Here is a 23,891-nt window from a genome sequence, read left to right as displayed (position 1 = left end):
CACACATCTCGGGGTTAGAACGCCGTAAAGCTAAGACAAGGGTTCCCTGACCCGGTTAGTGCGAACTAACCAGAGCCTTCTCGGCCAGGGGTCGTGACCGATTCTCCACCCGCAACGCCACATCACGATCTAGCCACTGGACTGCCAGAACGAAGAGAGACTGGGGCTAAAAGCGGTGAGTAAAACAGCTCCGAAGAGAACGCCGAGGTTCTTCCAATCTGGTCCAACGTGGAGCATCGCAACGAGCATTACGGGAATCAACGACAGCGCTGCCAGTCTCACTTTCACACCAACGAGGAGAAGAACCACCGCCCCAACTTCGATGAATCCCGCGATAACGACCATCAGCCCGGGAAACGGCATGCCGATCGCATCAAAGAACGCAACCGAATTCCCGTATGTCAGGAACTTACTCACCGCTGGTTTTGCAACGAGTGCTACAAGAACCACCCGAACTCCCGTGAGCAGCCAGTCGGGTGGAGACCGACGAACTGACCGAACGCTCTCGATACCTGTTTCGCTCATATGAGTCAGTTACCAAGTGGCTGGATAAGTCTAAGCGAAGGCGCCGATAATGAGGTACTGTTTGCTAACCCACTATTAGATACGTACTCACTTTTGAACTGTGGCGTGGTAGCGTCATAGTAATAGCTCTTCATCAGTTACTGCTGAGTACCCATGAACCGAAGTGAACCTGAGAACTGCGTCGCCTCCTGGTGTGCTGACGACGACTGGTGTACAGTCACCTGTACAGCACACCTCATCGGAAAGAAGTGGCACCCAGTCATCGTACACCGACTTCTCGAACATGGACCACTCGGATTCAATGCACTCAAAGAGAAAATCGGGAAGGTTTCTAGCACAGTTCTCTCGAACAGTCTTGACGATCTCGAAGAGAACGGACTCGTCAACCGAGACATCGTGAACGAGAAACCTTTCCGAGTCTCCTACTCACTGACCGAGCAGGGTGAACAACTCGCGCCCGTCATTGAAGCAATGGCTGTCTGGGGAGAGTCGTATCTCGAAAGTGCCGCGTGTGGATCGTCTTCTGGAAACTCAGATGGTTCTGCGTAGTAACCGACTCCTTATCGTAACGGCTCTCTTGCCTCAACTGTCGCGGAGACGACGTCGTTACTGACGTCACGCTTGTCGTCCCGTTCTTGAATGAACTCCTCACTCTCGGCTTTCGACTCGATTCGGATCTGCTCGAATCCGGCGTTCGTCAGCATCGTCTCGAGACCCGAATCGATGAGGTGCTGGTGACAAAAGGGCGACTGATTCGGGGGGATCAACGTGGACGTCGCTCGGGAGGTGCACAACAACGCTCACCATGACTGGCCTCATAACCGAGTGGTCGCTGGATCGACTCCGACAGTGTTCATGACGGACGATTTTATCGGCCCTATTCTATTTCAATGACACCCGAGCTCTCTCCACGTCGTTTGTTTGGTTGAACGAGGACGCAAGATACAGAGTCAAGTGCTCTCGAGCAGCAGCCAGGGAGTATTCTCGTAGAGGATCCCACTACACCTGTTATTTAGTAACACAAAGAAATATGATATGGCTAGCAAAACTTTTGTTTAGAGGAATCTAATCTACTATCATGGCTACCCCAAAGGTCGAAGATTACCTGAAGACAATTCACGGGATTCAGGACGGGGACATGCGGGTCGCACCCTCAGCGATTGCGACCGCGATGGGGGTCAAACCACCGACTGTGACGACGATGTTGAAGCGGATGCATGACGATGGGCTCGTGGACTACGAACGGTATCAGGGTGCTCGGCTCACGACCAGTGGTGAAAATCTGGCTCTCGAAACACTCCGTCACCATCGACTGCTCGAACTGTTCTTGACTGAACATCTCGGGTACGATTGGTCGGAGGTCCACCACGAGGCCGATGTGTTAGAGCACTACATCAGCGAGAAACTGGAGGCGCGGATTGCAGCGCTTCTTGGATTTCCGACTGTTGACCCGCACGGCGCACCGATCCCGACAGTAGACCTCGAACTCCGACACGACGACGGTCAGCAGCCAATTGCCCAATTTGACGAGGGGACTCTGGTTGTTGTCTCCGAAGTCAGAGATAGCAGCTCAGACGTTCTGGATTATCTTGCCGAGGTTGGAGTGAGACTCGGAGCACTCCTCGAAGTAATCGAGATCGCTCCCTTCGGAATGATTACGCTCGGAGTGAGAGAGACCGGAGACCAGTTTTCACTTCCCGCTGAAACCGCTTCGAACATCTTCGTCACGCAGTTTGATGCAACGTCGACCAGTGAATCTGGGCAATTCAGCGAGGTACATTAGATGCCATCATTAGATTATAAACGAGCAGCAGAACTCACAAACGAGTTAGAGCAGAGATTAGTCGACTCTCTCGAATCGGATTTCGCGACCACTCGCCGGGCAGTCCTCGGAGGAATCGGTCTGGCAGGTAGTGCCGTTCTCGTGGGTACTGGACGGGCGGACAGCGAGGGTCACGGTTACGGTGGCGACTCACACGGGAACTTCGGTGCAGCTGGTGAGTACAGAGATCTTGATTTTGACCCCCACCAGTTCCTCTACCAGTTCAACACGGGCCGTGGTGAACAGGAGAACGTTCCCCAAGATACCTACGAGGAGAACGGCCGGACGGTTCGCGAATTTACCTTCCAAGCGGTCGATACCACGGTCACCATCGCCCCTGGCATCGAGTTCCCTGCCTGGGCGTACAACGGACAGGTTCCCGGCCCGACGATTCGTGCCGTTGAGGGTGACCTGATTCGCGTGAAATTCGAGAACCTGGGCCGACACGCCCACACCATCCATCCCCACCTCCGAAACCTCAATCCGAAGATGGACGGGATTCCGCAGAACGGACCTGGTGTACTCAACACGGGTGAGTCGTTCACCTACGAGTGGGTCGCTCAACCAGCAGGGAGTCACTTCTACCACTGTCACTCGCTCCCGCTCAAAGAGCACATCCACCGGGGACTGTACGGGGCCATCATCATCGACCCGGATCCCGAACGAGTCGCTGAACGACCCGAGGAGTACTGCAACTTCCACCGGTCCCAGATCACGGACGAACTCCGTGCAGACCTCGTTGCTGAGGCGAAGACACGGAACCACGACTATCCCGAGAACGACGAGGTCAACGAGATGGTGATGGTGATGAACGGTTTCGACACGAACTTCGACGGCGACAACGAGGTGTACGCCGCTAACACCCGTGCGTTCGCCTACGGAATCGGTGATACCGACGGCCGAGGGAACTGGAAGGCCGGTGAGACCAAACGCCCCATCCAGATTGACAAGACCCAACGCCAGCGGGTGTATCTCGTCAACACGATCGAGTTCGACCCCATCAATTCCTTCCACACCCACTCGCAGTTCTTCGATTATTACGACCACGGGACGACGCTGACGCCGACACTCCAAACGGTGGACACGATCATGCAGTGTCAGGCACAGCGCGGCATCATCGAACTGGACTACTCCAACCACGACCCGGGACTGTACATGTTCCACGCCCACCAGTCTGAATTCGCCGAACTTGGGTGGATGAGCTTCTTCGAGGTGGTCTAAATGAGCAAACCAAACACCAACGGTGGCACGACGGTGAACCGAGCTGAGCGTCCGCTGGGACTTCCCAAGTGGGCTGCAGCACTGCTTCCAGTCCTCCTCTTGGGTCTCATCGCCGGGGGGTTCTTTGCGGCGACGCCGTTCGCATCCTTCGACACCGGCGGAGAACCGCTTCCTGACGTATCGGTATCGTATACGACCCTGCCGAACGACGAGACAGTGGTCGTCCACGTCACGAACAACGGGCCGAAGGAAGTGACGATCTCACAGGTCCTCGTCGCTGAGGCGTATTGGAACTTCGAGGTGCAGGGGGCAGGTGGCGACAACACCCTTGCTCCACGTGAGAGCGCAGAGGTCGTTATCCCGTACCACTGGAACCCAGGGTGGGACCTCGAAGTCGCACTGATGCTCTCAGACGGCAGTACGGTCCACCACACCATCGTGGCGCCCAATCAGTCACCGGGTCTGACGGGTGATCTGTTGCTGACGATGGCCGTCATCGGCCTGTTCGTCGGTGTCATCCCCGTCGCGCTTGGGATGCTGTGGTTCCCGTTCCTCCAGTCGATGAGCGACCGGTGGCTCCACGCGATCCTCGCCTTCTCGGCAGGTATTCTCGCGTTCCTCGCCATTGACGCCGGGTTTGAAGCGTTCGAGCTCGGCGAACAAGTCCCCGGTGCGTTTGAGGGGACGGCCCTCGTCGCACTCGGGATCATCGGTGCACTGCTCGCAGTCCAATCCGTCAGCGCATGGCGGAAAGACCGCGCTGCTGCCGGTGACTCGCGCGCACAGAGCGGGCTGTGGGTCGCCTATCTGGTTGCGCTCGGCATCGGTCTACACAACCTCGCCGAAGGGTTAGCCATCGGGAGTTCGTTTGCACTCGGCCGCGTCTCTCTCGGCGCGTTCCTCGTCATCGGATTCATGCTTCACAACGTGACTGAAGGGCCAGCAGTCGTCGCACCCGTTGCACGTGGTGAGCGCCCAAGCATCCTCCACTTCCTCGGACTGGGATTCCTGGCAGGCGCACCGGTCATCCTCGGTGGCTGGCTCGGAAGCCTCGCCTTCTCGCCGACGCTCGGAGCGTTTTTCCTCGCTATCGGTGTAGGGGCAATCCTGCAGGTCATCTGGGAACTACACGGCATGATTAGTCGAAACGGACGGGCAGCGTCGGCGCTGAACCTCGTCACGTTCCTCGTCGGCCTCGTCGTGATGTACGTCACCGACCTCTTCGTCGCACTCTAATCCACTCGGAACGACTCTTACACAACATATGAATAGACGACAGGTACTTCGACTCGGCGGGGCGGCACTCGTAGCGACGGCTTCAGCGGGCTGTTCGTCCGAAGGTGGGTCAGAAGACGTGAAACAGGTCTCGATGACCGATGACTTCGGGTTCGATCCGAAGCGGTTCACGGTTAGCGCTGGCACACGAGTGAAATGGACGAACGACAGTGATGTCGGACATACAGTGACCGCCTACGACGGCCAGATATCCTCCGAGGAGGCGTACTTCGCCAGTGGTGAGTTCGACTCTGAGAAGGGCGCACGAAACAACGTCAGTGGAGGTCTCATCGCGTCCGGAGAAACGTACGAGCACACCTTTGAGGTCACTGGAATGTACGAGTATGTGTGTATCCCCCACGAGAGCTCTGGAATGACTGGGACTGTGGTCGTCAAGTGATGCTTTCGGGGCGAAATATCTTCTAAAAAGACAGCTGCAGAACAGCACTTGGCAGCACGCTTTTCCGACGTTGTACTTCGACGTCAACGACGACACCGAGCGGGCGAAACGCGAGGTCGAAGCCGAAGCAGTGGCGTCCATCGTCGAGCGGTACTGTGGGCTCGTTACGAGTGGGTCGGCGTTCTACCTCGCTTCGTGGGAATCGGATGACACAGACGTGATTCGTGAGCGACTTAGTCAGACTAGTCGAACGTCGATAGTGATTATCGCCCTGCTTGAAGACTGAATCGACGCTGAACTAGACTCCACTTAACCAACGTAGCTTTATTGTTGGCGTCTGTGTTGGTTAATACGACGGTGACCCATGTCCGATTCCCCACCAACGCCGCCTCAGGACGTACCAAGCGGTATCGCTGAGCGACTCACCGACCAGTCTCAAAACGTGCTGCGAGACATTGCGCGATACGCTGACGAACTTGCTGAGCATCGGGAGCGTGAGGCGCGACTGGCAGAACAGGACGAGCGAAGTGAAGCGATCGAAGCGGAAGCAGACGACCTCCCGGATGGCGTCCCAGGCAAAGCAACGATTACGGTGAAAGAGATCAACGACCATCGCTACTACTACTGGCAATGGAGAGAGGGTGACCAAGTCAAATCGAAGTACAAAGGTCCGGTTGAGTCGGACGAATAGTGTAGTACTCTACTGTTTACTCATTTGCTTACGGGAACACAGGTGAACATCTCTGGTGGCCGCTGCAAACGGACACAGAGGTGCAGTAGTTGGAACTACCTGACCAAGCGGTTTTTTACTGTCTTCAGAGCTAGCACCCCTGTTTGTAAGTGTAAACAGCCGCTAGAGGCCCTATACTACCAGATATTAGGGGCTAGTCAGTACTCAACAATGAAAAATGGATTCGGAGGGTCTCTGACACTATACCCTTAAGTTGCAAGTGTATTCGAGCGTCTCGGCCATTTTTAACAGGAGATTAGTTGTATGTAATATAATAGAGAATGTCTCTCCAATCATCGCGGTACATACGCGAAGCATCTTCCAATTTCGTCTCGGTCAAATCCCCCCAGGTTGCAAGTGTATTCCGGCGTTAGAGGTTGAGTTCGCTCTGGAATCCGGATTTTGAGGATTCTTCATACTGAGACAGAAGCTGGTCTGTCGCCGCCGGGAATCCTGCCTCGAGTTGAGCATCTTCACGGAACGTTTCGAGTACGATTCGTGGCTCATCAACAAGCGAATAGATGAACGTCCGTCCCCCACGTCGACCGAGATTCTTCTCGGACGATTCGATCAATCCGAACATCTCGAGGGTATTGATGTGGTCACGGATCCGACTTTCAGAAAGCGTATCGGTGCCAATTTTCTCACAGATATCCTTATACAGTGAGTAGATGTGTTTGACCTTGGCGTCAGTCCCTGAATCGAGAACCAAGAACGCGGTTGCCATCAGCGTCAACTGCATCTGCGTCGTCAAGCGTTCGGTGATGATGTCGCGAGTGTTTGCACGGTCAACCTCGCTTCGGGCGAGACGAACGTGTTCCTCATCGACGGTCTCTGCGTCCTCGTGGCGAGCGATATCACCTGCTGTTTCGAGGAGGTCCAGCGCCATCCGTGCATCGCCAGTATCCTGTGCTGTATACGCAGCACAGAGCGGAACGACGTCGTCAGTGAGAACACCAGGCTTGAACGCGAGATCAGCGTAGTAGCTCAAAATCGTCTGGAGCTCTGTCGCATCGTAGGGTGAGAACTGTATCTCCCTCTCACAGAGAGTGCTTTTGACGCGGCCTGAAAGGTTCTCGCGGAATTTGAAATTATTACTGATGCCAATTATTCCCACCTCGGCATTCTCGAGTTCACCCATCGAGCGTGCACGTGGGAATTCATATAGAAGTTGTTCGTCCTCCCCGAGTTTGTCGATCTCGTCGAGGATGAGAATGACGTCGCCACCGATGCGATCGATTTCAGAGTAGATGACAGACCAGATCGTGTCCGGGTGGGTTCCCTGTTTGATCTCACGACTCGGGTGGAGCTTGTTTGCGACGTGTGTGATGACTTGATAGGTAGACGTTCGTTTGTTGCAGTTGACGTTGATGACGGTCAGGTTCTGGTCTTGAGCCTGTGCTTCGTCGGTGAGGTACTCCATCATCTTCGTGGTCGTCGCGGTCTTCCCCACGCCTGTCTGCCCGTAAATGAACACGTTTGGTGGACCAAACCCATCGAGAACGTCCTGCAGTGACGCTGCATATTCTTCGATGATGTCATCCCGTTCAAGGATTTCTTCGGGCGTATACTCTTCCTTGAAGGGACTTTTGTCTTTGAAGATTTGATTTGGTCCTTTGAACGGCGATTCCATTTCACGCGGAACGTTACACTACATCGTAATAAACCCACCGCTGAAAGTGTTCTAACTGTTGTAAGTGTTCTCGGGTGTTTATAAATCACCCCCTCCCCAGATTGTAAGTGTTCCGCGGTTCACGAGAGAGACCCTCCATTTACCGAACTCACGAAAGCTATCAAACCAGAGTAACAACGAACGAACTTCCAGGAACTACTACTAGTTCTAGATTACTATTATATATTTTATTGTATAGGCAAACCTCATTCTTGAATTCACCGCCTAGACGCTCTATAAATGAATTTTACACTTACAATATGGGGTGGCTGACGGTCGTTCTGTGGCTATTTATATACTACATTTACTTCTTCGACTCTACGGGGTGACGCTTGCGGAGCGCAAGAACACTTACAATCCGGGGTGGGGGTGTGACTATTTCGAGTGAGCAATCGATCACTGTGGTTCGGCTATCTCGATCGGGCCGAGTTTCATCGAAGCCAGTTAGAACTGATGTAAGACACGATAGTGACTTCAAGAGTCTCGAAAACACTTACAATCTGGGGTGGGGGTCTTTTGGTCTACCCGTGATTCTCATGGCGGTCACAGAGACGTTACTGCTCCTCCAAGTACTTCATGAGTACGCCGATGCTCACTTGGCCGGTGGTGGCGAAGAAGTATCCCGGTTGCCAGCACGCCTTGTCGAGCGCTTGCCGCACCTCGGGGTTCTCGTCACAGAGTTTGCGGGATGTGATGCCCTTGAGCGAGTTGATGCTCATGTGGTTGACTCCGTCTTTCGGTGTCGTTTATTTACCCCTGTTGAGCAGCGTCGGAGTCTCGAATCTGTTCTCTGGTTTGGTTCGATATCTCTTTTGGTGTCGCTCTGTTGACCTCTACGCAAAACTATTTGCATAATTGGTCAATCAATCTATTGCTGATATCATACTGAAACTGTAGTCTGGTCTATGTCCCCCGGTAAAGTGATACAAGATGCAACCTCCCGACTAATTTCCTAGAGTGATCTCTCTCACCCCCCGAATGCAGCGGCAAGTTGCTCTCGCATACACTCTCGCCGTAACTTCCGCACCCGTGCCTCCGAGAGATAGCTCTGTAGCACGACACCGGCGCTCACGCTTCCCTGCTCGGCAGCAATCTCGTCGAGACTCACGAGGACAACGTTGAGCGACGACGAATACGCGTCGTACCAGGATCGCCGTCCCATCTTCGACGACGGGGGTTCACCGTCAATTGTCTCGAGCCACCCAGCACGATCGGCAAGCTGTCCAAACCGATTCCAGATTATCCAACGTAAAATGTGACTCCCCGAGGCGTGCGGCGAGCGAAATAGATAATCGCTCCACTCATCGGCGTCAGCAGTCGCAACGAGGCGGTGCTTAAGTGCACATCTCGCCTGTAGAGAAGCCAGACAAGCCACTGTGGGTGCGTGAACACTCGTGTCCGTCCTGTGGCTTTTCATGGCAGATCGAGACTGGAACGCGGCATGGAATATTCTTTCTCGCGGAATCAAGCGGTTAGGAGCGGGACTCTCTGAATCAACGTCACCGGAGATCTTTGATTTCTGGTTGGCGAACGAATTGCGCCGCGATTCGTTAACGCCCGTGGAGACTGCGCTCCCTACGTGGACCACTTCGGTTTCTGCAAAGTGCGTCGTGGAAACAGGAAGCCCCATCACCAGAAGTCAGAGACTGCTGGTTGGCAGTCAGAACTCTTCGAGTTCTGACGACACCCTCAAGCGCGAGCCGTCAGGCGAGCGGTAGGATGAGGTAGTTCACTTACCGAGGTCGGCTGGGTGACAGAGATTCGATGCTCGGGAATTTTAAAAGCAGGAAGGTCTTAAGTATGGGTGAGGTACCACGAGCTGAGAGCCGAACAGGACTTTCAACGGTATTTGATGACACCAGATATTCTATCGGGTAGGTAGTTGAGGGCGTTCTTCTCTAGTCTCTTTACGTAATTAGACTTGTAACGGAAATGACAGCGAGAAGACCAGACCTACCGCTGGACGCCATACATATCAAACAGTCATACCGGCACGGGTTTCTGTTCGAGGTGCTCAACGATCCGTTCGAACTCTGTTCCGATAGTACCGAGTGGAAGTCCTCACTTACCCGACCGCACGACAGCATGCGGTCGGGCAAGTGACCGGCTGCACGGGCTACTAGAGTTCCCAACCGTTCGGCCATTCACCTAACTGATGCTAACTGCTCCACAAAGATGTCCAATAGAAGAGCGAACAGGCATAGCAATAGTCTCCTTTGGGAGCATCTCATCGGTAAGTACCTCCGGACATTCGCTAACTCAACGCCTTTTACATTCAATTTCATTTCGTTCCCTCAAAGAGCGCAGAGTGCCTACCGGAGCGAGTGAGAAGATGGGCACCCGATCACCCAACTGTTAGTATTACAAACTTAGTCTTGTCATGGGTGGTCACGAGAGGGAATACTCCAGCTCGAATTCGTTTGCGACACCGAGCACGATACTCGGGAGTTCTTCTGAGAACCACTCGCCTGTGAGACGGTTCGCCGGGCTGGCGACGCTGAATGCACCGATCACTTCGTCGTTCGGGCCGGTAACGGGGACACCGACTGCCTTCACACCTTCGAGTTGCTCCTCGCGATTAAACGAGTATCCACGTTCCCGAATCTGTTCGAGTTCGTCCAACAGGACGTCGGAGTCGGTGATCGTGTTCTCTGTTTTCGCCGGGAGTCCCCACCGGTCGATAATCGTCTTCACTTTCTCGTCCGATAGCATGGATAGCAGTGCTTTTCCCGACGCTGTCTGATGAAGGCAAAATCGTTTGCCGAGAGTCGAGTACTGCCAGACAGCGTGTTTCCCCGAGTAGGTGTGAAGATAGACGCCGCGACCGTTCTCTTCGACGACGAAGACGGCACGACATTCGCTTTCTTCGGCCAGTTGCTCTGTGTAGCCCTTCGAAATCCGGTAGGCTTTCTTTCGATTTTGGACGTAGTTCCCGAGTTCCAGCAGGTGGAGTCCAAGGTGGTAGATGTCGCCCTCTTTGACGACGTATTCGTTCGCCTTCAGTGTTGTAAGGTGGCTATGGATAGTGCTCGGTGCTCGATCCAAGTCTGCTGCGAGTTCTGTGACACGCGCACCGTCCCGCTCTTTCAGTCGGTCGAGGATTGCTAACGTCGTCTCCGAGGATTTCAGCGTCCGTTGACCGTCGTTCGATTTCATGCTATGATGTAGCAAGTCGGGGTATTTAAAATTCCGTATTGTCGAACCGGTGTATCTCGAAGTGGAGTTGAGGGATTACGGTTGAGAACCAGCTGTGATCGGTTAAGAGTGTCAGTGAGGAATCGCCGGGCGTGGTAATCTAAGCATAGAACCAAAATGGCTGAATTCAGCCGTGCATGCCCCAAGTATTACTCTCAGTGTTAACTGACCTCCAATGAGTCAAGAACGATTACTGTCGATCTCTAATAGTTTCGATTCTTTTCACTTGAAACAAACGACTTGTGTATATAAAATTCGCCGCTGTCGAATGAACACCGCGGGACTGAATCGCCGGATACAGGTTGTGTAGTACCGGATACAAAGGCATTAGACCTGCTAGGCACGAAGTGAGGTGTATGATTTCGTGTCTACGTAATCGGACTCTGTATGAAAATGATTATCAATTAAGATTGGGCGAAGCAGTTTCCTCATCTCGTAATCCTCTGTTAGAGCGTCCCAAACTCCCGAAATCGATGTCTCTTGTGATCTATCACTGGCACTGTCTATGGGGTTGCCATCTTCCCACTTTTCGTCGGATTCGCGAGTGTCAAAAGCCGAGTGACGCTCGCAATGGGTTCAGCGATGATGCGGAATCGACAACTGCGCGTATCTAGAGGTCGAGGATTTCGCGAGTTTCGGCCGGCGACGCTATCGGTCGGTTGAGTTCGTCTGCAATCCGAGCTGTTCGCTTGACCAGTTGGGCGTTGCTCTCGGCGAGTTCACCCTTTCGATAGTAGATGTTGTCTTCCATCCCGACCCGTACGTGGCCTCCCATCGCGATCGCCATCGTGGTTAGCGGTAACTGGTGGCGGCCCAGTGCGAGCGCCTGCCACTCGCTCTCCTCGGGAAGGTTGTCAGCGAAGTTGACGACGTTCCGTGGGAGCGCTGGTGTCCCGTTCTGCATACCGAAAATCGCCGTACACCAGTATGGAGGTTCGAGCAAGTCTTTCTCGACGAGATGCTCCATCTCGGGAATATGCCCGGGATTGAAGAGCTCCAACTCCGGCTTCACGTCTGCATCAAGCAGCTGTTGGGCGTACTCTTCGTTTTGCTCCCGAGTATTCACTGCAGTTCGCGTCTGGCCGAAGTTGACTGGACCGAGGTCGATAGTTGCAAGGTCAGGTCGTGGTTCCGTCTCCAAAGCGGGGGCGATGCGCTCCTCACGAGACCAGATGCCGCCACCCCCAGTCGTGAAATTGACGAGGATATCGTCACAACGCTCTTCGATGGCGTCACGGATCGCTTGGAATCGGGCGACGTCTTTCGTTCCTTCACCGTTCTCGTCGCGAGCGTGGATGTGGACCATCGATGCCCCTGCGGCTTCACAGTCTTTGACGTCTTGGGCTATCTCTTCGGGCTGTTCGGGGAGATTTGGATTCGCCTCTTTCCCGTGGTGACCGCCAGTTGTCGCGACACTGATGATCAACTTCTTCTCGAAGTAGTCGCTGTAGCCTTGGTATGGCATAACTCACAATGTCCCTTATCGTCTATTAATAACTTTGGTTGTGACGACTACAGGTCGATCACTTCGCTGAATTTGCACGAACGAACCGCCTACTGGAGCGATCCAAAGTCGAATCGCTGCCGTCGATCTTCGAGAATAGATTGGGAATGATCGTGGGGGTTGCAGTAGATTTATATATTGGCACATGCGATTCGTGATCATGGTGTTAGATAGCACAGCAATCGTGACTGGTGGTGGTCGTGGTATCGGCCAGGCCATCTGTGTCAGATTAGCTCAGAAGGGTGCGGACGTCGTCATTGCAGACCTTGATTCCGCAGAGATGAGTGAGACGAAGCGACTCGTCGAAAACGAAGGGCAGCGTGCACTTGCTGTCGAGACCGACGTCACCGAGTTAGAGAGTGTACAGGACACCGTCGATACAGCACTCGACGAATTTGACGAAGTCGGCATCCTCGTCAACAACGCCGGGATCGCCGGCCCGACAGATCCATGCGAGGAGATAGCGCAGGAGGCTTGGGATGCGACGACGAACGTCAACCTGCGTGGACCGTTCTTTATGTGTCGAGAAGTGATACCGATCATGAAAGAGCAAGGCTACGGACGCGTCGTCAACATCGCTTCCGTGACGGGGAAGAAACCGCTGTTGAATCGGACACCGTATGCGGCAACGAAGATGGGTCTCATCGGTTTCACTCGAACGCTTGCCCTCGAAGTCGGCGAGCACGATATCAACGTGAACGCTATCTGTCCAGGGTCAGTCGATGGCCCCCGAATCAGAGGCGTATTCGAACAGCAAGCCGAGGCCACCGGACAGACGTACGATACAGTCCGAACTGAGGTAGAGAACCAGAGCCCACGAAACGAACTAGTAGACCGAGAGGATATTGCGAATACAACAGCCTATCTCTGTTCGGACGAGGCGTCGCGCATCACGGGACAGGATATCAACGTTTCCGCTGGTAAGGTGATGTACTAGATGACTGCACTGTCGACGGATTACGGCCGATTCCGAAGCGTCACTTCGGTTCACAACGGAGGACATCCGGGTATCGTTTCTCTTAGTACCACTACGAACAACCATGAAGAATCCCCAAATCTATTTATACCCCTGCCAGAAATCAGGAGGTGAACATACATGGCAATGGATAGCACCAGTCAATCGAGACGGCAGTTTCTGAAAGCGACGACCGCCGCTGGCTCAGCAGGTGCACTGACCGGGCTTGCGGGCTGCACCGGTGGTGGCGGCGGTAGCAACGGTGCGTCGTCGGGGAATAGTTCGAATGGCAGCGGGAATGCTGGGAACCAGACCTCGATGGGATCGATAGCCAACCTACAGAACTCCTACTGGCTGTCGTGGAAGAAAGGCTACACAGAGGCTGCAAAAGCACTCGGTTACACCAGCAACGTCCAGACCAACGAAGGCAACGTCACTACACAGCAACAGCAGTTCGATACCGCAATTGCGAGCAACACAGACACTATCGTCGGACAGACGTACACGAACGCCGCGGCGATTTCGTTGGCAGAGACGTGTGTTCAGGCCGGTGTCCCGACGATTCTCGCGGTGACGATCGCAGATTGGTATACGCCGCAAGACGCAGGCGACGAGTACGTGCAGTTCTTCGCACCGCATTTCGTTAATCACGCATACACCGCTGCGAAGATTCTCTTCGAGTCGATGGAGGGAAGTGGCGGGTTCGTCCACATCGAAGGGAACCGTGGAACGGCCCCGAACATCGGCCGGAACAAAGGCGTCGAGCTGGCACTCGAAGAGTATCCGGATATCGAACGACTGGGTCCACGCCTGCAGGGGAACTGGATTCGGTCGGACTCCCGAAAAGCAATGTCCGACAAGGTCTCACAGTTCGGCGACGACATCGAGGGCTTCTTCGGCCAGAACGACGCGGTCGCGCTGGGTGGGCTCACGATTCTCGAGGAAAACAACATCGACGTCCCGGTAGTTGGCATCGATGCTGGCGAACCTGGGCTCGCAGCGATTCAAGAAGAACGGATGGTCGCCTCGGTCTCCGGGATGGGTCCGTGGCAGGCTGGATGGTCTCTCGTGAAGTGTCACGACTACCTCAACGGTCACAGTCTCCAGCCTGCAGAACGGATGATGTCGTTCAACGCTCCCGTCTGTGTTAACGACCCGGACGAGTGGACCGACACGATCGAACGTCTCCCAGTCGTTTCGGCAGAGCAGTACACTAAAGCCATCTTCGAAGGGGAGACGCCGTACGACTGGAAGAAGATGTCCGTTGCAGAGGCGGGCGAAGACAGTTGGGACCCCCAGATCGACATGCAGCCGATGAACAAAGCCGACATGAAAGAGGTGCTCGACTGGAACGACTCCGAGAGACCGAACAACTACTCGCTGCCGGAAGCGTACACCGATCAGAAGGCACAGAAGCAGATCACCGACCTCTACAAGAAACGGTTCGAGAGCAACCCGCTCAAGTCGTAATAGGATGAAACCATGTCGAACACAGAGACAGTTCCTTCGAAGACAGAGGAACAGATGAACGATGCTCTCACGGTCGACACGACCGCAGCTAGCTTTCGGGTCGAGGGCATCTCCAAATCGTTCAGACACGTGCAGGCACTCTCGGATGTCTCGCTCGAAATCAACCGTGGAGAAGTCGTCGGACTGGTCGGCGAGAACGGTGCCGGAAAGAGTACGCTGTTGAACATCGTGACCGGTGTTCTTCAACCGGACGAGGGAACGCTGTACGTCGACGGCGACGCCGTCGAGTTCACGAACCCACGGGATGCAGCTGATTACGGCGTCTCGCTCGTCCATCAAGAACAGGACGTCATCACCAACTTCCGTGGGTACGAGAACCTGTATCTCGGTCGTGAAATCGAACGAGGCGGTATCCTTGACCGCGACCGGATGAGCGAGGAGGCGCAGGCCTTCGTCGACGATCTCGGTCTCGATCTCGACGTCGACGAGTTCGTCTCGAACTATTCGTTCAACGAACGGCAGATGCTGGAGATCGCGAAAGCGTTCCACGTCTCCCAGAAGTCGGACAATCCCGTCATCCTCCTCGACGAACCGACCGCGGGCCTCGAAGAGGCTGGTCGGGAGATCCTCTTCGACCTCGTCGACGACCTCCGTGAGCGAGCGACGTTCGTGTTCGTCTCACACGAACTCGACGAGGTGTTAGAGATCTCTGACCGAGTTTACGTGCTCAAAGACGGCGAACTCGTCGACGAGACGACAGCAGACGAGGCAACGGAGGATAGTCTCCAAGAAAGTATGGTCGGTCGTGAATCGACAGACGAATACTACCGCGTCTCCGAACAACGGACCGAAGACGCACTCGGTGCCGAGATGCTTCGTGCCGACAATCTCACTATCGGCGAGGAGACCGGCCCACTGTCGTTCTCGGTTCGCGAAGGTGAGATATTCGGTATCGTCGGCGTCGAGGGATCAGGAAAGGAGCGACTCGGACGAGCGCTTGCCGGTGACCTCGCTACGACCGACGGGACGATTTCGGTCGATGGGACGCCAGTCACCAACCCGTCCGTCTCCGAGATGGTCGATGCAGGTGTCGGCTACATCCCCAAAGATCGGAAATCCGAGGGGCTGCTGTTGTACCAACCCGTCCGAATCAACGTCTCACTGGCAATGATTCGGAACATGAACGGGACGCTTCCACTGCTCGACCTCGACGCAGAAGACGAAGCGACAGATCGGGTTATCGAGGAGTTGAACGTCAAGACACCCGGTCCCGAAGCCCTCGTTCACGGTCTAAGTGGTGGAAATCAGCAGAAGATCGTCATCGGTCGGTGGCTCGCACAGGAGACGCCGATTCTCGTGATGGACAACGTCACACGTGGCATCGACGTCGGTGCTAAGGAAGAGGTGTACAGGCTCTGTCGAGAGCTAACCGACAGAGGGGTCTCCATCGTCTTCATCGGCGACGAGCTTCCGGAAGTGATCGGGATGTCGAATCGGATTGCGGTGATGAACAGTGGACAGTTCGTCGGTGAGCCGTTCGATGCGTCTGCTGGCAACAAACCGACTGAAGAAGAGCTGATACAGGAGATGATTTGATATGAGCGCGGACAACCAACAGGCGATTCGGCAGTGGCTCGATAGGCAACGCGAACAACGGACGATGCAAGATTGGATCACCGACGTCGGCCCGTTTGCGATGTTGTTCATCCTCTCTGGGCTGTTCGCAGCGACGACGACGCAGTTCCTCACGTTCGGGAACCTCGTCGACAACGTTGCGAAGAACAGCGCCGTTTTGCTGCTAGTCGCTCTCGCGGGAACGTTCCCTATCCTCCAGCAGAGCATCGACCTCTCGGTGGAGTCGACGGTCACGCTGACTGGCGTCCTAACCGTGGTTCTCATTTCGCAGTTCCAACTCGGACTGTTGGCGATCCCGCTCGCGGTCGGGGCTGGTATGCTCGCCGGACTCGTCAACGGCCTCGTCTTCACGAAGCTGAAGGTTCCGTCGTTCCTGGTCACGCTGGGGACGCTGTCGATCCTGATGGGTTTCGCGCTCATCATCACCGGTGGGTCGACCATCACGTTCCGTAACCAGGCGATCCGTGGTATCGCCACCGGAAGCTGGATTCCCGGAATCCCGAACCTGGTGATGTGGGGACTGCTCATCTACGGCGGCACCGTCTTTCTCGCCTGGCGGACGAAGTTCGGGCGCTACTGTTTCGCGCTCGGTGAGAACGAACGCGTCGTCGAGCTCTCGGGCGCGAAGGTCGACCGCTACAAGATCTACCCGTTCGTCCTCTCGGGGCTGCTCTGTGGGACGGCGGGCGTCCTCTTGACGCTCCGCATCTCCTCGGCGTCGCCCAACATCGCCGGCGGGCTGATGCTTCCCAGCATCGCCGCCGTCGTCATGGGCGGGACGGCACTCACCGGCGGCGTCGGTGGGCCGCACCGAACCATCCTCGGGGTGCTGGTGATCGCCGTCCTGCAGAACGGGATGAACCTGCTGTCGATCAACCCGTTCGTTCAGGAGATCATCCTCGGCCTCGTGGTCGTCAGTGCGGTCGCGCTGTCGATCGACCGCGAGAAGATCGACGTGGTCAAATAATCTGATCATCCGAGACACCCAACTGGTGACGCCGGCGCCCGCATCAGACCAGCGAGACACACTCGTCTGGTCTAGCATCGACTTGACGTTGACCACCGATTCCATATGACCCGAAACCTACTCGTTCCACTCGATGATTCGCCACAGGCCCGAAGGGCTCTCGAACACGCGCTGACGGTACACCCAGAGGACGACGTCGTGGTGTTTCACGTCGTCGACTACAGCGAGTCGTTGGCGAGCCACGAACGACCCGGGAGAGGTAGTCGCAAGGAGGGCTGGTACCAGAAGGCGCTGGACGACGCAGAAGACCTGTTTGCCGATGCACAGGCGATAGCCGACGAGTACGGTGTAGTACTCTCGACGGAGACGGACGCCGGCAAACCTGCGGAGGAGATCGTCTCTTACGCCGACGAACACGACATCGACCAGATTATCATGGGGAGCCACGGCCGCACGGGAGCGTCCCGCATCCTCCTCGGGAGCGTCGCAGAGAAAGTCATCCGTCGCTCTCCGATTCCGACGACCGTCGTTCACTGAGTACTGACGTCGTCACACCGCCGGTACCGACGTGACTCCGATTCAGACGAGGGGGCCCAGCGAGACGGAGATTCACTGCTGACTGGCTCGTCACGATCGGACAGAGCCGGTCCGACGAGCTACATCCATCTCATCCCATCCTCAGAGACCACAAGTAGTTCCACGTAGACGGTCGAGTCATGTCGACGTGTCTCTCAGCCAGTCCGATAGTTTTCGCCTCGGAAACTGATCCGTCCTGCTTGAGCGTTCGCCATAGACTGTAGAGACGACTCGAGACGGCGAACCGCGACTGACATACTCGTAGTGACGGGAAACTCGAGCACTTCGACTACAGTTCTCTCCTGGAAATAAAGCGCGAGAGCCGTCATCGTTCGGGAGAATCAGGGGCACCGAGCAGCCCCAGGACACGGGGAGATGAGTTGCCGTCTACCTCCCGTACGGCGAGTCAGAACCGGTCGAACGCGTCACTTCGACCGGTTACTGTAGATTCGTTCGTGGCTATGCGAGTAGATCTCGATGAGCGCTTGTTCGTCGACTGTCTCTCCCCGAAGGTCTTCCGGGCCGTAATAGTTTGCCACCTGCATGTCTGTGTCACACACAGGCACCAATATAAACATTTGTTCGAGCACAACTCCTGGCTCGCTCGCTTCGACGGAAAGAACGGTTGCCTTCGTAGTTCAGTCGGCCGTCGCGAGGCCGTCGCTGACGCGTTCGTCTGGCACTGTCCCGTCCTCGTTCCAGTCACGCTGGGCGTAGTAGTCGTCGAGTGCCGCCTCGAAGTCCGGCAGGTCGTATGGGAGCGTGTCGTCGGCGCGGTCGAACCCACGCTGGTTGTTGAAGTGCCGTTCGAGTTCAACCACCGTCGACCCGACCGCGAGGAGGTCCTCGTAGTCGGCATCGAACAGTCCCTCGAACCGCGCGGGTGTCATGAAACTCCGAGAGAACCGACAGACGATGCCGCAGTCTTCCAGCGCCCGAGCGTTCTCCTGTTTCACGACGTGCGGGGCTTTCCCTTCGAGTCCCGTCGGGTTCAGCGCCTCGTCCTGGGCGACGAGTGGATACTCCCAGGCGTACATAGTGGTGAACATGTGGTCGGCACCGCGGTTTGCGACGGCGTAGGAGAGCCCTTGGCCGTTCAGGGTGCGGCCGTCGTGGGCCGCGAAGTCCAATCCCTTGACGGTCCAGTTACCGACGCCGAGCTCCTCGTGGAATCGGTCGATTCCTTCCGCAAGGAGGTCACCCTCATCCTCACGCTTCGCGATCTTCTCGACCGTCTCGTGGACGAGGTCGGTGTTCCCGAACTCGTCCTCAGAAGCGAGGTAGGCAGCGACCACGTTGCCGCAGGTGATGGTGTCCATCCCGTAGCGGTCACAGAGTTCGTTCGACTGCATCACGTCGACGATATCGTCGACGGCGCAGTTCGATCCGAACGACATTACCGTCTCGTACTCGGGCCCCTCGGTCTCGACGCCGCGCTCCTCGTCCTTCGTCGGGAGTTTGCAGGCGAACGCACAGGCTGAGCAGGTCCCGCGTTTGTATTTCTTCTCACCGACGCGGTCACCGTTGATACCGTCGACACCCTCGAACTGAAGCTCCGAGAAGTACCGGGTCGGGAGCGCGCTGACTTCGTTCGCAAGGTCGGTGACGCTCGTCGTCCCCTGCTGTTTCATGATGTGGTCACTGGTCGCGGCATCACGGTGAACGTCCATCTGGATGGAAGGGATCTCAACCTGCCGTGGCGAGTTACCCGCGAACGTGACTGCTTTGACGTTCTTCGCACCGAGGACTGCGCCGAGACCTCCGCGGCCGAACGCGCGACTCTCAGTGGTCATGATAGACGCGAAGCGGACACGGTTCTCGCCAGCCGGCCCAATACAGGCGACGTGCTCGGCCGAGAGTCCGCAGGTGTCTTCGATGTACGTGGTCGTCTCCGGTACCGTTGCACCGTCGAGGTCCGGAACTGGTTCGAACTTGACCCCGTCGTCGGTGACGTGGACGACGACGAGTTCGTCGCTCGTGCCAGTGAACTCGACGACACTGTAGCCGGTGTCCGCGAAGTTCCGCGACATGAACCCGCCGGCGTTCGACGAGAGCAACCCACCGGTGAGTGGCGAGAGACTCGTGCAGTTCATGCGTCCAGTGAAGCTCATGTTCGAGGTCTGCATCGGTCCGGTCGAGAAGAACACGCTGTTCTCCGGACCGAACGGGTCGGCGTCGAACGGGATTCGGTCGTGTGCGAGCCGAGTGGCGACGCCACGGCCGCCGATGAACGACTTGAGCACGTCGTCCACACTGGTCTCTTCTGTTTCGTGCGCTCCTACATCGACTGTCAGTAGGGGCCCCTCAACGTGAAGCATACGTATGCATAACGGTCACACGGCGTATTAAAAATACCTAGAAACTGGGCTGGTCGGTGCTCGAACCGTTACGCAGTGAACCCACCGTCCATCACGAGATTGTGGCCGGTGACGAACGACGACTCGTCGCTCGCAAGAAACAGTGCGGCGTCGGCCACTTCGTCGGGCTGACCCGCACGGCCGAGGGGCGTCTGGTCGAGGATGCCGCCGGCCGTCTCGCCGTCCTCCATCGTCATTGCCGTCTCGATGAAGCCGGGGTTGAGCGCGTTGACACGGATATCGTTCTCACCGTGTTCGACCGCGAGTTCCCGCGTCAGGTTGGTGACGCCACCTTTCGAGGTACAGTAGAGCGACGAGTTCGCGAGTCCACGGATTCCCGCGATGGAGGACATGTTGACGATAGCACCACCAGCTGCCTGATCGAGCATCTGTTCGATGGCAGCCTGACAGCCGAAGTAGACGCCCTTGAGGTTGATGTCCATGAGCCACGCGAAGTCCTCCTCCGTCGCCTCCTCGATCGGCAACTGACGTTCCACACCGGCGTTGTTCACCATCACGTCGAGCGATCCGTACTCGTCGACAGTGGCCTGTACAGCCGCCCGAAGCGCGTCGACGTCGGTCACGTCGGTTTCGACATACTGTGCGTCGCCACCCGCCTCCTCGATGAGTTCGTGTGTCGGCTCGCCACCGAGCCGGGGGTCCTCGCGGACGTCAGCGACTGTCACACTCGCACCTTCTTCTGCGAATCGTAGTGCGATAGCGCGCCCGTTCCCTGACGACGCGCCCGTCACGAGCGCAGCCGTTCCACTGAGTCGTCCTGTCATAACTGTGGTTGTCCTGCGTCACCGTGTCACATTAAGTGTTTCTCGCTCGGTGACGTCGATTCGTCGACAGTTTCGACGGCCCGCAGTGTTGTATCTATCCTAAACTTTAATACACGACCTGAGAGAGACACTGGTAGGCATGTTAGACGACGGCACGCTAGTAGTGGATTCCGTCTCCCACTGCTTCAATCACACGCCAGAGAATCACAAGCATGCGAATGCGCAACGCTGGGACGACGAGACGTTCGACCTCGGCAACAAACTCTTGCCGGACAGCCACGTCCCATCTGAGGAAGTGTTTTACCGCGACCACTCGCCGGAGGAACTCGCCCGGTTGCTCTTCCTCGAGAGCCAGATCGACTACACGGTGTACCACTCGCTGCCACTGGACGACTACTTCCACGACGGCTACGTCTCCCGCGAGAAGGGGTTCACGTTCCGCGAACAGAACCCGAACCGTGTGGGAATGTACGTCGACATCAACCCGCTCGAAGACGACGCGGTCGACCAAGTCGAGCACTTCGTCAAGGAGAAGGACGTCGATGGCATCAAGCTCTATCCGGCACGCTACCAGAACGGGCAGGACCTCTCGCTCCAACTGAACGAGCGGTCCGTCCAGCCCGTCCTCGACAAGGCAGACGACCTCGACGTCGACACCGTCGCCATCCACAAGTTCATCCCCTTCGCGAAGGCCCCGACCAAGTACTTCCGGATCGACGACGTCGAGGAGGCAGCGAACAAGTATCCGGACCTCAACTTCGAGGTCATCCACGTCGGCTTCTCGTTCCTCGAGGAGACCATCTGGGCGATGGCGAGCAACGACAACGTCTACGCGAACCTCGAGAACTCGGCGTGTCTGGTCAACACCCGTCCGCGGAAGTTCGCCAAGATCATGGGTGAACTGCTCTACTGGGTCGGGTCCGACCGCGTCCTCTTCGCCAGCGGTGCAACGGCGCTTCACCCACAGCCACCGATCGAAGGGATCTGGAACATGGAGATGCCGGAGGAACTGCAAGCACAGTACGACTACCCGGAAATCACGAAAGAGGACAAGAAGAACATCCTCGGACGGAACGGACTCGAACTGCTCGGCAAAGACCCTGACCAGGTCCGACGTGACATCGAGGGCGACCGCTGGGCCAAGGCGCGTGAGGAACTCGACCAGTATCCGACCGAGCCGTGGTCGACCTACGAGGTGCCCGCTCCCAAGCCATGAGTACGACGAACCACGTCACCCCGGACCAGGAGTTCTCGGACGAACTCAAATCGCAGATCAAGACCGAACTCGGGAAGGTGCTCGACCCGTGTAGCTGTATGAGCGACCATCCTATCAGCATCCTCGACCTCGGACTCGTCGAGAGTATCGACGTCGACGACGGCGTCGTCAACATCGACCTCCTGTTGACGTCGCAACTCTGCACGTACTTCCTCGACATGAGCGACGAGGTCGTTGAACGGATCGAAGCACTGGACGGCGTCGACCGAGTCGAAGTCCATCAGGACACCAGTGGAGAGGTCTGGACGCAGGAACGCATGTCCGACGAGGAACGGACGGCGCGCCGCGAGCGCTTCCTCGGACGCATGGAGGAGGCCGACATCACTCCCTACGCCGAACAGTCGAAGTAACCGAATCACTTCAGTCACGCGTCACCCATCCCGATGTCACGCCGTCGTGGCGGTCAGTCACCCGTCTCGACATCACATTCTGCAGTCGCCACTCGAAAAAGAACTGAGCGACGCTTATCGTGCCGTCTCCACTTCCTCCAGCGCCTCGGGGTTCTCGATGCTGCTCATGTCGCCGAGTTCCTCGCCCTGGTACAGCGAGGAGATGGCCCGGCGGATGATCTTCCCCGACTGGGTCTTGGGGAACTCGTCGACGAACAGCACCTCCCGCGGGCGGAACGGTTTGCCCAACTCCTCGCCGACGAGCGCTCGCAACTCGTCGCGCAACGCGTCGCTCTCGCCGACGCCGTCTTCGAGGACGACGTAGGCGACGACGGCGGTGCCAGTGGTGTCGTCGGGGACGCCGACGGCGGCCGCCTGGTTGACGCCCTCGTGTTCGATGAGCGCGCCCTCGACCTCGGCGGGGCCGACCTTCCGGCCAGCCACGTTGAGCGCGTCGTCGGCGCGGCCGTGCAAGAACCAGAAGCCGTCTTCGTCTTTCTGTGCCCAGTCGCCGTGGTCCCACATCGGCGGGTCTTTGAAGGTCGACCAGTAGGTGTTCAGATAGCGTTCGTCACCCTCCCACAGCGATTTGGTCATCGACGGACAGGAGTCGCGGGCAACGAGGAAGCCGCGTTCGTGGTCGTCGGCGACTGACTCGCCCTGTGAGTTCACGACGTCGATGTTCATTCCCAACCCTGGTCCGCCGAGTGAGCAGGGTTTCAGCGGCTGGGTCGGCATCGGCATGAGGAAGCAGCCGCAGATCTCGGTACCGCCGGAGATGTTGATGATCGGCGCTTCGCTTCGTCCCACTTTCTCGTAGAACCACATCCACGACTCGGGGTCCCATGGTTCGCCAGTCGAGCCTAAGAGGCGTAAACTGGAGAGGTCGTGTTTCTCGACCCACTCGTCGTCGTACTTGCGGAGGGCGCGAATCGCCGTCGGCGAGATGCCGAAGGTGGTGAGCTTGTGGCGGTCGATCATCGACCAGAAGCGATCGGGTTCGGGGTAGTCGGGCGCACCCTCGTACATGAAGATGGTACCGCCGAAGGTGTGGTTGCCGATGAGCGTCCACGGACCCATCATCCAGCCGATGTCGGATACCCAGAAGAAGCGGTCCGAGGGCTTCTGGTCGAAGCC

General features: G+C 56.7%; 22 protein-coding genes and 3 pseudogenes. 15 read left to right on the top strand and 10 right to left on the bottom strand.

Annotated features, from left to right (window positions below):
* Positions 1–129: 129 nt before the first annotated feature.
* Positions 130–525, bottom strand: a complete 396-nt coding sequence (locus BSG17_RS24245) for a DoxX family protein (RefSeq protein WP_089827947.1) — start codon at positions 523–525, stop codon at positions 130–132.
* Between the two features lie 153 nt (positions 526–678).
* Here BSG17_RS24245 and BSG17_RS24240 point away from each other — a divergent pair, with 153 nt between their 5' ends.
* Positions 679–1,074: a winged helix-turn-helix transcriptional regulator gene (locus BSG17_RS24240; protein WP_089827946.1), complete on the top strand. Its 396-nt coding sequence runs from the start codon at positions 679–681 to the stop codon at positions 1,072–1,074.
* Between the two features lie 11 nt (positions 1,075–1,085).
* On the opposite strand, the gene BSG17_RS27385 is transcribed toward BSG17_RS24240, so the two are convergent.
* Positions 1,086–1,229 (bottom strand): hypothetical protein, encoded by a 144-nt coding sequence (locus BSG17_RS27385; RefSeq protein WP_170864947.1) that lies wholly within the window; start codon positions 1,227–1,229, stop codon positions 1,086–1,088.
* Positions 1,230–1,603: 374 nt separating this feature from the next.
* Here BSG17_RS27385 and BSG17_RS24235 point away from each other — a divergent pair, with 374 nt between their 5' ends.
* The 6 genes and pseudogenes from BSG17_RS24235 (at position 1,604) to BSG17_RS24210 (ending at position 5,934) form a co-directional block, all read left to right on the top strand.
* On the top strand, positions 1,604–2,308 hold the full coding sequence (locus BSG17_RS24235) for a metal-dependent transcriptional regulator (RefSeq protein ID WP_089827945.1): 705 nt from the start codon (positions 1,604–1,606) through the stop codon (positions 2,306–2,308).
* Complete coding sequence (locus tag BSG17_RS24230) at positions 2,309–3,568, top strand: multicopper oxidase domain-containing protein (RefSeq protein ID WP_089827944.1); 1,260 nt, start codon at positions 2,309–2,311, stop codon at positions 3,566–3,568.
* Positions 3,569–4,804, top strand: coding sequence for a ZIP family metal transporter (locus tag BSG17_RS24225; RefSeq protein WP_089827943.1), 1,236 nt, complete (start codon positions 3,569–3,571; stop codon positions 4,802–4,804).
* Positions 4,805–4,922: 118 nt separating this feature from the next.
* Entirely contained in the window at positions 4,923–5,243 is a 321-nt protein-coding gene (locus BSG17_RS24220) for a plastocyanin/azurin family copper-binding protein (protein ID WP_244531705.1), read from the top strand.
* A 52-nt stretch (positions 5,244–5,295) separates the two neighbouring features.
* Positions 5,296–5,529, top strand: a pseudogene (locus tag BSG17_RS28125) (DUF955 domain-containing protein); the annotation flags it as partial.
* A 78-nt stretch (positions 5,530–5,607) separates the two neighbouring features.
* Positions 5,608–5,934: a DUF6788 family protein gene (locus BSG17_RS24210; protein ID WP_089827941.1), complete on the top strand. Its 327-nt coding sequence runs from the start codon at positions 5,608–5,610 to the stop codon at positions 5,932–5,934.
* A 409-nt stretch (positions 5,935–6,343) separates the two neighbouring features.
* On the opposite strand, the gene BSG17_RS24205 is transcribed toward BSG17_RS24210, so the two are convergent.
* The 3 genes and pseudogenes from BSG17_RS24205 to BSG17_RS28120 form a co-directional block, all read right to left on the bottom strand.
* Positions 6,344–7,606: a Cdc6/Cdc18 family protein gene (locus BSG17_RS24205; protein WP_089827940.1), complete on the bottom strand. Its 1,263-nt coding sequence runs from the start codon at positions 7,604–7,606 to the stop codon at positions 6,344–6,346.
* A gap of 593 nt (positions 7,607–8,199) precedes the next feature.
* Positions 8,200–8,358: pseudogene (locus BSG17_RS24200) on the bottom strand (IS200/IS605 family transposase); the annotation flags it as partial.
* 254 nt (positions 8,359–8,612) lie between these two features.
* On the bottom strand, positions 8,613–8,807 hold the full coding sequence (locus BSG17_RS28120) for a hypothetical protein (RefSeq protein WP_244531704.1): 195 nt from the start codon (positions 8,805–8,807) through the stop codon (positions 8,613–8,615).
* 203 nt (positions 8,808–9,010) lie between these two features.
* On the opposite strand from BSG17_RS28120, the pseudogene BSG17_RS27690 reads away from it, so the two are divergent.
* A pseudogene (locus BSG17_RS27690) lies at positions 9,011–9,363 on the top strand (zinc ribbon domain-containing protein); the annotation flags it as partial.
* A gap of 670 nt (positions 9,364–10,033) precedes the next feature.
* On the opposite strand, the gene BSG17_RS24185 reads toward BSG17_RS27690, so the two are convergent.
* Positions 10,034–10,801 (bottom strand): IclR family transcriptional regulator, encoded by a 768-nt coding sequence (locus BSG17_RS24185; protein ID WP_089827939.1) that lies wholly within the window; start codon positions 10,799–10,801, stop codon positions 10,034–10,036.
* A gap of 649 nt (positions 10,802–11,450) precedes the next feature.
* Positions 11,451–12,305 (bottom strand): beta-keto acid cleavage family enzyme, encoded by an 855-nt coding sequence (locus BSG17_RS24180; RefSeq protein ID WP_089827938.1) that lies wholly within the window; start codon positions 12,303–12,305, stop codon positions 11,451–11,453.
* A gap of 199 nt (positions 12,306–12,504) precedes the next feature.
* Between BSG17_RS24180 and BSG17_RS24175 the strand changes: the two genes are divergently transcribed.
* The 5 genes from BSG17_RS24175 (at position 12,505) to BSG17_RS24155 (ending at position 17,908) form a co-directional block, all read left to right on the top strand.
* Complete coding sequence (locus BSG17_RS24175; RefSeq protein ID WP_170864946.1) at positions 12,505–13,281, top strand: SDR family NAD(P)-dependent oxidoreductase; 777 nt, start codon at positions 12,505–12,507, stop codon at positions 13,279–13,281.
* A gap of 159 nt (positions 13,282–13,440) precedes the next feature.
* Positions 13,441–14,769: a sugar ABC transporter substrate-binding protein gene (locus BSG17_RS24170; RefSeq protein ID WP_089827937.1), complete on the top strand. Its 1,329-nt coding sequence runs from the start codon at positions 13,441–13,443 to the stop codon at positions 14,767–14,769.
* A gap of 54 nt (positions 14,770–14,823) precedes the next feature.
* A complete protein-coding gene (locus BSG17_RS24165; RefSeq protein ID WP_089827953.1) occupies positions 14,824–16,365 on the top strand; it encodes a sugar ABC transporter ATP-binding protein in 1,542 nt (513 codons plus the stop codon).
* 100 nt (positions 16,366–16,465) lie between these two features.
* The gene (locus BSG17_RS24160) at positions 16,466–17,371 is read left to right on the top strand and encodes an ABC transporter permease (protein WP_089827952.1); all 906 of its coding nucleotides are present in this window, start codon (positions 16,466–16,468) and stop codon (positions 17,369–17,371) included.
* 105 nt (positions 17,372–17,476) lie between these two features.
* Entirely contained in the window at positions 17,477–17,908 is a 432-nt protein-coding gene (locus tag BSG17_RS24155; protein WP_089827936.1) for a universal stress protein, read from the top strand.
* 677 nt (positions 17,909–18,585) lie between these two features.
* On the opposite strand, the gene BSG17_RS24150 is transcribed toward BSG17_RS24155, so the two are convergent.
* Both BSG17_RS24150 and BSG17_RS24145 read right to left on the bottom strand, forming a co-directional pair.
* Positions 18,586–20,265: an aldehyde ferredoxin oxidoreductase family protein gene (locus BSG17_RS24150; RefSeq protein WP_089827935.1), complete on the bottom strand. Its 1,680-nt coding sequence runs from the start codon at positions 20,263–20,265 to the stop codon at positions 18,586–18,588.
* 68 nt (positions 20,266–20,333) lie between these two features.
* Positions 20,334–21,089 (bottom strand): SDR family NAD(P)-dependent oxidoreductase, encoded by a 756-nt coding sequence (locus BSG17_RS24145; protein ID WP_089827934.1) that lies wholly within the window; start codon positions 21,087–21,089, stop codon positions 20,334–20,336.
* 139 nt (positions 21,090–21,228) lie between these two features.
* Between BSG17_RS24145 and BSG17_RS24140 the strand changes: the two genes are divergently transcribed.
* Both BSG17_RS24140 and BSG17_RS24135 read left to right on the top strand, forming a co-directional pair.
* On the top strand, positions 21,229–22,305 hold the full coding sequence (locus BSG17_RS24140) for an amidohydrolase family protein (protein ID WP_089827933.1): 1,077 nt from the start codon (positions 21,229–21,231) through the stop codon (positions 22,303–22,305).
* On the top strand, positions 22,302–22,715 hold the full coding sequence (locus BSG17_RS24135; protein WP_089827932.1) for a metal-sulfur cluster assembly factor: 414 nt from the start codon (positions 22,302–22,304) through the stop codon (positions 22,713–22,715). The genes BSG17_RS24140 and BSG17_RS24135 overlap by 4 nt, the downstream gene beginning before the upstream one ends.
* 114 nt (positions 22,716–22,829) lie before the next feature.
* Here the strand turns inward: BSG17_RS24135 and BSG17_RS24130 are convergent.
* Positions 22,830–23,891 (bottom strand): acetate--CoA ligase (locus BSG17_RS24130; protein ID WP_139246799.1); only part of this gene is annotated, 1,062 nt, incomplete at its 5' end.

This window comes from Halogranum amylolyticum (assembly GCF_900110465.1).
GTDB classification, from domain to species: Archaea; Halobacteriota; Halobacteria; order Halobacteriales; family Haloferacaceae; genus Halogranum; species Halogranum amylolyticum.
Note: the sequence above shows the minus strand (reverse complement) of the source record. Positions and strands in the feature narration are given on the sequence as shown.

Excerpts from the sequence above, each read along its gene's own strand:
- BSG17_RS24245 (WP_089827947.1), bottom strand. The coding sequence starts at position 525 with ATGAGCGAAACAGGTATCGAGAGCGTTCGGTCAGTTCGTCGGTCTCCA.
- BSG17_RS24240 (WP_089827946.1), top strand. The coding sequence starts at position 679 with ATGAACCGAAGTGAACCTGAGAACTGCGTCGCCTCCTGGTGTGCTGAC.
- BSG17_RS27385 (WP_170864947.1), bottom strand. The coding sequence starts at position 1,229 with ATGCTGACGAACGCCGGATTCGAGCAGATCCGAATCGAGTCGAAAGCC.
- BSG17_RS24235 (WP_089827945.1), top strand. The coding sequence starts at position 1,604 with ATGGCTACCCCAAAGGTCGAAGATTACCTGAAGACAATTCACGGGATT.
- BSG17_RS24230 (WP_089827944.1), top strand. The coding sequence starts at position 2,309 with ATGCCATCATTAGATTATAAACGAGCAGCAGAACTCACAAACGAGTTA.
- BSG17_RS24225 (WP_089827943.1), top strand. The coding sequence starts at position 3,569 with ATGAGCAAACCAAACACCAACGGTGGCACGACGGTGAACCGAGCTGAG.
- BSG17_RS24210 (WP_089827941.1), top strand. The coding sequence starts at position 5,608 with ATGTCCGATTCCCCACCAACGCCGCCTCAGGACGTACCAAGCGGTATC.
- BSG17_RS24205 (WP_089827940.1), bottom strand. The coding sequence starts at position 7,606 with ATGGAATCGCCGTTCAAAGGACCAAATCAAATCTTCAAAGACAAAAGT.
- BSG17_RS28120 (WP_244531704.1), bottom strand. The coding sequence starts at position 8,807 with ATGGGACGGCGATCCTGGTACGACGCGTATTCGTCGTCGCTCAACGTT.
- BSG17_RS24185 (WP_089827939.1), bottom strand. The coding sequence starts at position 10,801 with ATGAAATCGAACGACGGTCAACGGACGCTGAAATCCTCGGAGACGACG.
- BSG17_RS24180 (WP_089827938.1), bottom strand. The coding sequence starts at position 12,305 with ATGCCATACCAAGGCTACAGCGACTACTTCGAGAAGAAGTTGATCATC.
- BSG17_RS24175 (WP_170864946.1), top strand. The coding sequence starts at position 12,505 with ATGGTGTTAGATAGCACAGCAATCGTGACTGGTGGTGGTCGTGGTATC.
- BSG17_RS24170 (WP_089827937.1), top strand. The coding sequence starts at position 13,441 with ATGGCAATGGATAGCACCAGTCAATCGAGACGGCAGTTTCTGAAAGCG.
- BSG17_RS24165 (WP_089827953.1), top strand. The coding sequence starts at position 14,824 with ATGAACGATGCTCTCACGGTCGACACGACCGCAGCTAGCTTTCGGGTC.
- BSG17_RS24160 (WP_089827952.1), top strand. The coding sequence starts at position 16,466 with ATGTTGTTCATCCTCTCTGGGCTGTTCGCAGCGACGACGACGCAGTTC.
- BSG17_RS24155 (WP_089827936.1), top strand. The coding sequence starts at position 17,477 with ATGACCCGAAACCTACTCGTTCCACTCGATGATTCGCCACAGGCCCGA.
- BSG17_RS24150 (WP_089827935.1), bottom strand. The coding sequence starts at position 20,265 with ATGCTTCACGTTGAGGGGCCCCTACTGACAGTCGATGTAGGAGCGCAC.
- BSG17_RS24145 (WP_089827934.1), bottom strand. The coding sequence starts at position 21,089 with ATGACAGGACGACTCAGTGGAACGGCTGCGCTCGTGACGGGCGCGTCG.
- BSG17_RS24140 (WP_089827933.1), top strand. The coding sequence starts at position 21,229 with ATGTTAGACGACGGCACGCTAGTAGTGGATTCCGTCTCCCACTGCTTC.
- BSG17_RS24135 (WP_089827932.1), top strand. The coding sequence starts at position 22,302 with ATGAGTACGACGAACCACGTCACCCCGGACCAGGAGTTCTCGGACGAA.